Consider the following 10300-nt stretch of genomic DNA (forward strand, 5'->3'; position numbering starts at 1 on the left):
CACTAGGATTTAATCATGCACCAAGTACCACTACTTATAAATGGCGAATTTATTCAATCAGCATCAAAAGAGCTTATCGATGTTATAAACCCAGCAACTCAAGAAGTACTTGCACAAGTGCCATGTACCACAGAATTAGAAATGGACGCGGCAATTGCCTCAGCTTCTGAGACGTTTAAAACATGGAAAGACGTACCTATTACTGAACGTGCTCGCATTATGATGAAGTACGCGGCGCTATTAAAAGAACATCATGATGAGCTTGCTACCATTATTTGCCATGAATTGGGTAAAACATTTGAAGATGCAAAAGGCGATGTTTGGCGCGGTATTGAAGTAGTAGAACAAGCAGCAAACGCACCATCATTAATGATGGGTGAAACAATGGAAAACGTAGCGCGTAAAATCGATACGTATTCTTACATGCAGCCACTTGGCGTATGCGCGGGCGTAACCCCGTTTAACTTCCCAGCAATGATCCCTCTTTGGATGTTCCCGCTCGCTATTGTGTGTGGTAACACCTTTATTTTAAAACCGTCTGAGCAAGACCCACTTACACCAGTGCGCTTAGCAGAGCTATTTATTGAAGCCGGTGCACCAAAAGGCGTATTACAGGTTGTTCATGGTACAAAACCACAAGTAGACCGCTTACTAGAAGATAAAGCAGTGCGTGCTATTTCGTTTGTAGGCTCGTGTGGTGTAGGTGCTTATATTTATTCTAAAGGCACACAAAATCTTAAACGCGTGCAAGCGTGTGTTGGCGCTAAAAACCACATGGTCATTATGCCTGATGCAAGTAAATCGCACGTTGTAAATAACTTAGTAGGCGCATCAGTAGGTGCTGCTGGCCAGCGTTGTATGGGTATTTCGGTTGCTGTGTTTGTAGGTCAAGCAAGCCAGTGGGTAGATGAAATAAAAGCAGGCTTTGAAAATGTACGCCCAGGCGTGTGGGATGATGCAAACGCGGCATACGGTCCACAAACATCAAAAGCAGCAAAGGCACGTATTTTATCACTCATTGCCGGTGGTAAAGAGCAAGGCGCTACCTGTTTAATTGATGGTTCTGACTTTACGGTTGAAGGGTATGAGCAAGGTAACTGGGTTGGCCCAACGTTATTTACCGATGTAACCAAAGAGATGGATTTATACAAAGAAGAAATATTTGGTCCAGTACTAGCGTGTATGTTTGTAGACACGCTTGAAGAGGCAATCGCCCTTATTAACGACAGCCCTTACGGTAACGGTACCTCGTTATTCACGTCAAGCGGCGCAGTGGCTCGTAAATTCCAACACGAAATTGAAGTAGGCCAAGTAGGTATTAATGTGCCAATTCCGGTGCCACTTCCGTTCTTTTCGTTCACTGGTTGGAAAGGCTCGTTTTACGGCGATACTCACACGTACGGTAAGCAAGGTATTCGCTTTTACACAGAAACTAAAACAATTACCTCACGTTGGTTTGAAGACGACATTGCGTCGGGCCCAAACATGAGTATTAACTTAAAATAATCGTAATTAAAAAATGAGTAAATAAAAGAATAATTAATAAAAAAGATGGGCGCGAAGGCTACTTCACACACAACACACACATAAGCCTTCGCCGCTCGTCACAAACTATCCCTGTAACGGGAAACACTAACAACACAACTAACACAATTAAAGAGGTCTACCATGGACTTTAACTTATCTGAAGATCAACAAGCCTTTGCACAAACTGCACGTCAATTTGCCGAGTCAGAACTTGCGCCCCATGCCGCAAAATGGGATCGCGAACATATCTTTCCTAAAGACACGATTAAAGCTGCGGGCGAGCTTGGTTTTTGTGGTTTATACACGCCAGAGGAAGCAGGCGGCCTTGGTTTATCTCGTTTAGATTCGAGCATTATTTTTGAACAACTTGCTATGGGTTGTACCGCAACAACGGCCATGTTGACCATTCATAATATGGCCACCTGGATGGTAGCAAGTTTTGGTACCGATGCCGTAAAAGACAAATACGTTGAGCAATTAGTAATGGGCGAGTTACTTGCCTCTTATTGTTTAACTGAGCCAGGGTCGGGCTCAGACGCCGCATCACTTAAAACCAAAGCCGTGCTTGAGGGCGATGAGTACGTTATTAACGGCTCAAAAATGTTTATATCGGGCGCTGGCGAAACTGAAGTGCTAGTTGTAATGGCACGTACAGGCGGCGAAGGCGCTGCGGGTATTTCGGCATTTGTAGTGCCTGCCGACGCAAAAGGCGTTGAATACGGCAAAGCTGAGGAAAAAATGGGTTGGAACGCACAACCAACACGCCTAATTAGCTTTGAAGATGTACGCATTCCTGCGCATAACTTGTTAGGCGCAGAAGGCGAAGGCTTTAAATTTGCGATGCAAGGCCTTGATGGCGGCCGAATTAACATTGCCACATGTTCAATTGGTACAGCGCAAGCGGCGCTTAATACAGCCCGTGAATATTTAAAAGAACGTACACAATTTGGTAAACCATTGGCTGCGTTTCAAGCATTGCAATTTAAAATTGCCGATATGAACACCGAACTTGTAGCTGCGCGCCAAATGGTAAGGCTTGCTGCATTTAAACTTGATAATAACGACGTTGAAAAAACCACTTACTGCGCCATGGCTAAACGCTTTGCTACCGATGTTGGCTTTACTGTGTGTAACGACGCACTGCAAATTCATGGTGGTTACGGTTACATAAAAGAATACCCGCTTGAGCGCCATGTACGTGATGTACGCGTTCATCAAATTTTAGAGGGCACTAACGAAATTATGCGTGTGATTATAGCGCGCCGTATTTTGGCTGAGTCTGCAAGCGACGTTTTATAAGGAGCAATGTATGTCAGAATCTAAATCTAATCCGAGTATTGAACTTACAACGCAAGGTCATGTTGCTATTTTAACTATGTCTAACCCGCCAGCAAACACCTGGACAAAAGACACCCTAGTTGATTTAAAAAATACCGTTAACGCGCTTAATAACAATAAAAATATTTATGCATTAGTACTGACTGGTGAAGGCGAGAAGTTTTTTAGCGCGGGTGCCGACCTAAACGTATTTGCTGGTGGCGATAAAGGCGTAGCCGCCGATATGTCGCGTGTATTTGGTGAAGCGTTTGAAGCGCTTACTAATTTTAGAGGCGTGTCGGTTGCAGCCATTAACGGCTATGCAATGGGGGGCGGGCTAGAAGTTGCCCTTGCGTGCGACGTACGTATAGCGGAAGAGCAAGCACAAATGGCGCTCCCTGAGGCTAAAGTTGGGTTGTTACCGTGTGCGGGTGGCACACAAAATTTAGCATGGCTAGTTGGCGAAGGCTGGGCAAAACGCATGATTTTATGCGGCGAGCGCCTAAAAGCTGATAAAGCTCTGCAAATTGGCTTAGTAGAAGAAGTAGTACCACAGGGTGAAAGCTTTGCGGCCGCATTAAAACTGGCCAACCAAGTAGCCGATCAAAGCCCTACCTCAGTTGCAGCGTGTAAAACATTGATTCAAAAAGGGCGCCATCAACCAATGGCAAGTGTATTGCCTCTTGAGCGCGAGTTATTTGTTGGTTTATTTGATACCGAAGATCAACAAGAGGGCGTAAATGCCTTTTTAGAAAAACGCCGCGCTAACTGGGTAAATGGCTAATGAGTGCTTTAACATTATTAAATAGCGCCGATGAGCCCGTGGTATTTGAAACCGCAACCGCAGAAAACGGCAGTTTAATTGGGCTTATTACACTCAATGCGCCAAAAGCCTTAAATGCACTTAATTTTGAGATGATCAAATTACTTGAGCCGCAATTGCGAGCTTGGCAAGACGATGATGCTATTGCAATGGTGTTGTTAAAAGGCGCAGGCGATAAAGCATTTTGTGCAGGCGGCGATGTTGTAAGCCTTCATCATGCAATGGCGCAAGGTAAACCAACAAGCTTAGTTGAAGAGTTTTTTACGCTTGAGTACAAGCTTGATTACCTTATTCATACCTTTGATAAACCAATCCTTGTTTGGGGTAACGGTATAGTGATGGGCGGCGGTTTAGGGTTAATGGCCGGTGCTAGCCATCGCGTCGTAACCGAAACATCTCGCATTGCCATGCCAGAGCAAACCATAGGTTTATACCCAGATGTAGGCGGCAGTTACTTTTTACATAAAATGCCACAAAACGTGGGGCTATTTTTAGGGTTAACGTCGGCATCAATTAACTGCGACGACGCGCGTTTTGTATCACTTGCCGATCACTTTATCGACAGCACTAAATATGATTCCATGCTTACGCAAATTTTAACTGCAAAGTGGGGCAAAACCGCAAGTTTAAATCATGAGCGTTTAACTAAGTTATTAACCGATTTAGACAACCAATCTGCGCGTATGCCAAAAGGCAATATAAAAGCTAATTTAAAAACGATTCAAAAGCTGGGTGAATTTACAACCTTGCAGGAGCAAGTTGATTATATTTTAGGGCTAGCTACTGACGATAAATGGCTACAACGCGCCCAAAAGTCACTTAAACACGGATGCCCACTAAGTTGCGCACTCGTTAGTGAGCAATTAAAAACAAGTAAAGGCAAAAGCTTATTAGCGTGTTTTAAAATGGAGCTGGGTATGTCGGTTCGTGCTGGCGAAGTAGGCGAGTTTCAAGAAGGTGTAAGGGCGCTATTAATAGATAAAGACGGCGCGCCTAATTGGCAGTACAAAACACTTAGTGATGTACCACAAACAATAATAGACAGCTTTTTTGTTAACCGCTTTGGCGAAAACCATCCTCTCGATGGCTTAGACACGCCAATACACAAATAAAGGAAAGACGATGACTAAACTCAATATCGGTTTTATCGGCTTAGGCAATATGGGCGGCCCAATGGCGGCTAACTTAATTAAAGCTGGACATACTGTGAGTGTGTTCGATTTAAACCAGTCGGTCGTAAATGAACTTGCAAGCAAAGGCGCAAAAGCAGCAGTTGATGCAAAGCAGTGCGCAACCAATGCTGACGTACTTATTAGTATGTTACCTGCAGGCAAGCATGTTAAATCGCTGTATTTAGGTAATAACGACGACAGCGGTTTAATTAACGTGCTGAGCAAAAATACATTAGTAATTGATTGCTCAACAATAGATGCAGAATCAGCACGTATTGTAGGCAGCGCACTTGGCGAGCAGAGTATTAGCTTTGTAGATGCACCAGTATCGGGCGGAGTTGCAGGCGCAACCGCAGGCACACTTACTTTTATTGTTGGCGGCGAAAAAGCAGCGTTTGATAAAGCAAATACAGTGCTGAGTGATATGGGTAAAAACATATTTCATGCAGGCGATATTGGCGCAGGGCAAGTAGCAAAAATATGTAATAACATGCTACTCAGTATTTTAATGGCAGGCACCAGCGAAGCACTGCAAATGGGTATAAATAACGGCCTCGATCCTAAAGTACTTAGCGACATTATGACTGCAAGCTCTGGCCGTAACTGGACGCTTGAGCTTTACAATCCTTGCCCAGGTGTAATGGATACCGCACCGGCTAGTAACGATTACAAACCAGGCTTTATGGTTGATTTAATGGCTAAAGACCTAGGACTTGCCATGGAAGCCGCGCAGCAAAGTAATTCATCAACCCCAATGGGTTCAATGGCTAAAAATTTATACACTATGCTACAGCACCAAGGTGCGGGTAGTGATGACTTTAGTGCCATTTTTAAACTGTTTTCTAAGTAGGAGCAACGCGTGGAAATTAAAAATAACACGGTAGTAATAACCGGTGGCGCACAAGGTTTAGGCTTTGCAATGGCGCAAAAGTTTGCACTTATGGGTGCCAACATTGCTTTAATAGATATGGCGCAAGACTTATTAAACAACGCATGCGAGCAATTAACGCAGCTTGAAGGTGTAACTAGCAATATTAAAGGTTATGCCGCAAACGTAACTACTGAGAGCGAAGTAGAAAACGTATTTAATACCATCAACAGCGATTTTGGCCACATTGGTGTGCTAATAAACAACGCCGGTATTTTACGCGACGGCATGTTTATAAAGGCTAAAGACGGCAAAGTCGTTAAAAAAATGTCTCTTGAGCAATTTCAATCAGTGATTGATGTAAATCTAACAGGTGTGTTTTTAGCCGGGCGGGAAGCTGCAAGCCACATGATTGAATCAGGCAAAGGCGGCGTTATAGTTAATATGTCGAGCGTAGCGCGCGCAGGTAACATAGGCCAAACAAACTACGCGGCATCAAAAGCAGGCGTAGTGGCACTTACCACCACATGGGCTAAAGAACTTGGTCGATTTGGTATACGTGTAGGCGCTATTGCACCAGGTGTAATAAGTACCGCCATGACCGACGCCATGAAGCCAGAAGCCAAACAACGTATGCTCGCGGTAACGCCAGTAGGGCGCTTAGGCGAAAGCGACGAAATTGCGCATACTGCACAATACATAATCGAAAACGACTTTTTTACCGGTCGCGTGGTAGAAATAGACGGCGGCATTCGTTTGTAAACCGAGGTTGATTAAGGTTGATAAAAAAAAGCAAGGCTGTTTTGGGCTGTGCTTTTTTGTTTTAAATCGGGGAGTTTATAATCTGGAAAAAGGGCTAATAACGGCGTTGGCAATTTGTTGTAAAACATGAGTAGGATACCCGTTGAATTAAAACGTAGAACATTTTAGCGTTCTAAATAACTCATTAACTGCGTTAAAAACTTCTCATATAGACAAACAATATAACTAAATTTTTGCCTTGTTACTGAGATATTTATAATCTTGAAAAAGGGCTAATAACACCGTTGGCACCTTGTTGTAGTACATGGGTATATATTTGTGTAGTACGCACATCACTATGACCTAGCTGTGTTTGTACTGTGCGTATATCAGCGCCGCTTTGCAGCAAATGCGTAGCGAAAGAGTGGCGCAAAGTATGTGGGGTAACGTGTTTGTTAATATTTGCATCAAAAGCGGCTTTTTTAACAGCGCGTTGTAATTGCTTTTCATCAATATGATGGCGCCTTAATTGTTTACTCTCGGGATTAAGACTTAGGGCCTGTTTATCTTTCGAGGTTAAATTTGCAGCAGTGTGTTTGGTATTTAGGCAAGGCAGAGCCTATGTAGTGTGTTTATTCCCCATAAATAGGCGATAACGTGGAATAAATGCCAAACATGCGCTGCCCGAAGGGTTCTGCCTAGGGGCAATTTACTCTTTGTTGCTCGATTTTTACTTAGCCCACTAGGTTACAAACCTCACGCCGCGATTAAATAGCCCCTAGATTGAACAAATTTTAATCCTGAAAGGTCAACAGGCCCTGATTTATGTGATGCAAATAAATATTGCCAGCCCAGCTGTCTATTGTGGTTTGGATATTTTTTACGTAATAAATGAGGCATGTAAGCGCCGCTATACAAGGGGTTTTTCAGATCTAATTGCAGGTAACTATCAACTAATTGTATTTGAGAACGTAATTGGGGTGTGAGCTCTACTGCAAGCGTTACAACACGATTTTTGCCTCCTTTGCCATCCCAAATTCGAATGCAGTTATAGTCAAAGTCAATATCGTGTACCCGTAAACGCAGTACCTCCATTAATCGCATACCACTGCCATAAAGTAATCCACAGGGTAAATAATGCTTTGCAGAGCACACTTTAAAAAAATTATTTATTTCTTGCTGCGTTAAAACTACCGGTAGTTTAGTTGCTCGTTTGCTCTTAATAAAACTTAATGATAATGAAAGTGGCTTTTTAATCACTTCTTTAAATAAAAAGCTCAACGCATTTAAGGCTTGTGTTTGAGTGTTAGGAGCAACATTTTGTTGATTGACTAAGTAATTTAAAAAAAGTTCGACCTCATTATCTCCCATCGTTGTTGGGTGCCTCATAGAGTTAAATCGAATAAACGAAGCTATCCAGTATAAATACGCTTTAATAGTACTTTTAGCATAACGCTTTAGATACATTTGTTCGGCTATCATAGTTAAAAAAGGTGATTTCATGATATGAATCTCTAGCAAAAGTTAACTGTATATATAGACAGTACTTGTTGTTTTGTCCAATATTACTGATCTCCACCATTTCGGTGCATTTTCGCACTGATTAAAAATAATTTTCAGTTAGCTAATTGTTTACAGGTGTTTATTTGATGGTTAAGATAAATGCATTGTAATATATGGACATTTGTCGGTTTATAAAACGACAAATGTCGTAGACAAAGTTGTTATAAGCCAAAGGAAGTTCGGTGATGAAATCGATAATTGGAAAACTTGATGTGTTAAGCGTGTTTGCAGCGTGGACACTTTTAATAGTTTTCTTTGTATCTCTGGCTTATGGGAAAATGTTTTCTGAACCTAACGCTAGTGCTAGTCATTTAGTTTATTTGTTTGGGGCATTCTTTTGCACAGTTTTAATTCATATTGTTTTGGCATTTTTTAACCGTTGCCCACATTGCGATAAATGTTTAACTGTTCAAGGTTTTAAAAAGCCTCATCCAGCATCAAGTGGTAGCTGGGATAAAGTTGTTTGGCGCTGGTTTTCTGGTTCAATTGTTTGTATCCATTGCGGGCAAAGAGTGGCAACTAATGGCTTATAACAAGTTGCTCAAGTTCGTTCGTAAACTCACTGGGACAATTAACAGTTGGCTTGGCGCTTCGCGCAAGTTTAGCCAACAGTCAATTGCCCCTTAGCAAAGCGTTATACCTACGAAACTATGGAAGGAAATTTAATTTGAATAATATAATTGGAATGGATCTTGAGTCGTGGAGAATAATAACCGTTATCGGTACGTTGGGAGCGGTTTTACTTTATGCTTATAGAATATCTTGTTTAATTAACTTAATGCGTTCGGAGTCAGAGAGACTCGCAGGTAATAACCGTTTAATTTATGCTGGGTTAATTTTATTTATACCACTTGGCATTGGCGCTTGGTTGTATGATTTCGTTGTAAATGAAAAGAATTTCTCCCCCCTTTTCTTGTTTCCGTTCAGCATTGTCCTAGCTATGTTTGTGTATACAATGTTCCATCTCTTACCAGTAGCGACCCAGTTTAATTTTGACTACATGAAATGGTAGGTATAACAAAAACATCATGGTGGGAATTTTACTCGCTGAAAAGCGCTCCTAAAATCCCCATATGTTAAGCGTTATATTCACAAGGAGTATTCAAATCTGTGTTTTGTTCAAACTGTGGTAATGAAATGGCTGTCGAACATATTTTTTGTTCTTCGTGCGGCACAAAAAAAGAAGCTAGTGGTAACTCGATTTCTAGTGGTGACAAAAGTGTAAATACGATTGGTTCAGAAATCATCGATAGTTCTATTCATATTGGCGATAACTATAATGATTCGAATAATATTGATCCTAATATCCTGAATATAAAGCGTCACTTGGTAAACCTTCCTTGGTCATCAAATGGTAAAGTTGCTAATCGCTCCTCCATTTTAAAATTAGGAACTTGGGGAAGTCTCGCAAGTATTATTGGTTTTTTACTTCCATATTTCACTTCTTTGAGCTACCTACCTCATTTATTCATATTAGGTTTAGGCGTCTCTTTAACTTTCGTAATGCTCTCTTTTACTTTAAAAAGATTTAGGTTTACTCACTTTTGGGGCTTAAATAATCTTGAAGCGGGTACAAAGGATGGGATTTATCTTTCGAAAATCACATGTGATTGCCCATGGTGTAAGTCGGAAATGAAATTATGTATTGTGGGCCCTAAAAACTATAAAAAGCACACATTCCTTTGCCAAAGAAATCCGAGCCAACACCGTATAATATTTGATTCTACTGTCTTGCCAGATATTAACGAGTGAATATAACAAGGTGCTTAAACGGACAAAAAACAGTTGGCTTTTTGCTCGTTCCTCGCTAATTTTAGCCAACAATTTTTTGCGCGCTTAGCAAGGCGTCATACGAATAGGAAATTATGGCGTTAACTGAAATATTTGAAGCTATTCTCTTAGTCATATTAATAGCTTTTTTCGGTTATAAAGTGCTTTCAGGTGTTCGTTCATCCAAGAAATTTAATCGCAAATGGACTAACGTTCAGGATTCAGAGAAAGAGGCTTTTCTTAAAAAGAAAGGCACTTTATCTAAATGGGAGTTAGGTTCCTTTACTAAACTCCCTAAACCGCTAGCTCTTATAGGTAATTTACTAGCACTAGCTGTTATATTATTTATTGCGTTGATAGCAATAGCTATTATTTCGCAGTAATGTGTAATATTCGTATAACAACACGCCCTGAGGTGGACGACTAGTAAAATTTAGCTATTAACTGCAAATTTTAAAAGTGGTGAGCCTCTGCGTTTTAAGGCCGCTAAATACGTCGATTCATCGTAGGGTGTATTCG

The 10300-nt window shown here is 41.4% G+C and carries 9 protein-coding genes and 2 pseudogenes; 9 read left to right on the forward strand and 2 right to left on the reverse strand.

Features of this window, described 5'->3' with window-relative positions:
* Positions 1-15 precede the first annotated feature (15 nt).
* From H5090_RS03275 to H5090_RS03300, 6 genes are all read left to right on the forward strand, one after another.
* A complete protein-coding gene (locus H5090_RS03275) occupies positions 16-1506 on the forward strand; it encodes a CoA-acylating methylmalonate-semialdehyde dehydrogenase (RefSeq protein WP_182695021.1) in 1491 nt (496 codons plus the stop codon).
* Positions 1507-1668: 162 nt separating this feature from the next.
* Positions 1669-2826 carry an acyl-CoA dehydrogenase family protein gene (locus tag H5090_RS03280; protein WP_002961869.1) on the forward strand — a complete coding sequence of 386 codons (1158 nt, stop codon included), beginning with the start codon at positions 1669-1671 and terminating at the stop codon, positions 2824-2826.
* Between the two features lie 10 nt (positions 2827-2836).
* A complete protein-coding gene (locus H5090_RS03285; RefSeq protein WP_182695022.1) occupies positions 2837-3628 on the forward strand; it encodes an enoyl-CoA hydratase in 792 nt (263 codons plus the stop codon).
* A complete protein-coding gene (locus H5090_RS03290; RefSeq protein ID WP_182695023.1) occupies positions 3628-4779 on the forward strand; it encodes an enoyl-CoA hydratase/isomerase family protein in 1152 nt (383 codons plus the stop codon). Before H5090_RS03285 ends, H5090_RS03290 begins: the two co-directional genes overlap by 1 nt.
* 10 nt (positions 4780-4789) lie before the next feature.
* Complete coding sequence (gene mmsB, locus H5090_RS03295; RefSeq protein WP_182695024.1) at positions 4790-5689, forward strand: 3-hydroxyisobutyrate dehydrogenase; 900 nt, start codon at positions 4790-4792, stop codon at positions 5687-5689.
* Positions 5690-5698: 9 nt separating this feature from the next.
* Positions 5699-6469 (forward strand): SDR family oxidoreductase, encoded by a 771-nt coding sequence (locus H5090_RS03300; RefSeq protein ID WP_182695025.1) that lies wholly within the window; start codon positions 5699-5701, stop codon positions 6467-6469.
* A gap of 253 nt (positions 6470-6722) precedes the next feature.
* Here H5090_RS03300 and H5090_RS03305 read toward each other — a convergent pair.
* Together H5090_RS03305 and H5090_RS03310 are read right to left on the reverse strand one after the other, a co-directional pair.
* Positions 6723-7004 (reverse strand): annotated as a pseudogene (locus H5090_RS03305) (tyrosine-type recombinase/integrase); the annotation flags it as partial.
* 266 nt (positions 7005-7270) lie between these two features.
* A pseudogene (locus tag H5090_RS03310) lies at positions 7271-7951 on the reverse strand (integron integrase); the annotation flags it as partial.
* A gap of 245 nt (positions 7952-8196) precedes the next feature.
* Between H5090_RS03310 and H5090_RS03315 the strand changes: the two are divergent.
* The 3 genes from H5090_RS03315 (at position 8197) to H5090_RS03325 (ending at position 10164) form a co-directional block, all read left to right on the forward strand.
* A complete protein-coding gene (locus tag H5090_RS03315) occupies positions 8197-8544 on the forward strand; it encodes a hypothetical protein (protein ID WP_024597877.1) in 348 nt (115 codons plus the stop codon).
* A gap of 604 nt (positions 8545-9148) precedes the next feature.
* The gene (locus H5090_RS03320; protein ID WP_182695026.1) at positions 9149-9763 is read left to right on the forward strand and encodes a hypothetical protein; all 615 of its coding nucleotides are present in this window, start codon (positions 9149-9151) and stop codon (positions 9761-9763) included.
* Between the two features lie 113 nt (positions 9764-9876).
* Complete coding sequence (locus H5090_RS03325; protein ID WP_182695027.1) at positions 9877-10164, forward strand: hypothetical protein; 288 nt, start codon at positions 9877-9879, stop codon at positions 10162-10164.
* The last annotated feature ends 136 nt before the right edge of the window (positions 10165-10300 follow it).

Origin of the sequence: Pseudoalteromonas sp. SR43-5, assembly GCF_014163835.1 — a bacterium.
GTDB classification, from domain to species: domain Bacteria; phylum Pseudomonadota; class Gammaproteobacteria; order Enterobacterales; family Alteromonadaceae; genus Pseudoalteromonas; species Pseudoalteromonas distincta.